Here is a 369-nt window from a genome sequence, read left to right as displayed (position 1 = left end):
CCCTCGCCGGGGTTCTTTTCGCCTTTCCCTCACGGTACTGGTTCACTATCGGTCAGTCAGGAGTATTTAGCCTTGGAGGATGGTCCCCCCATATTCAGACAGGATGTCACGTGTCCCGCCCTACTCATCGAACTCACGACCTGTGCATTTTAGTGTACGGGGCTATCACCCTTTACTGCGCGACTTTCCAGACGCTTCCACTAACACACAAGCCGATTCAGGTTCTGGGCTCCTCCCCGTTCGCTCGCCGCTACTGGGGGAATCTCGGTTGATTTCTTTTCCTCGGGGTACTTAGATGTTTCAGTTCCCCCGGTTCGCCTCATGCCACTATGTATTCATGACATGATAATGTGTCGAAACACACTGGGT

Annotated in this window: 1 rRNA gene; it reads right to left on the bottom strand. The window is 53.1% G+C overall.

From position 1 onward, the window contains the following. A 23S ribosomal RNA gene (locus N825_RS35805) occupies positions 1 to 369 on the bottom strand; the annotation flags it as partial.

Origin of the sequence: Skermanella stibiiresistens SB22 (assembly GCF_000576635.1) — a bacterium.
Taxonomy (GTDB): domain Bacteria; phylum Pseudomonadota; class Alphaproteobacteria; order Azospirillales; family Azospirillaceae; genus Skermanella; species Skermanella stibiiresistens.
Note: the sequence above shows the minus strand (reverse complement) of the source record. Positions and strands in the feature narration are given on the sequence as shown.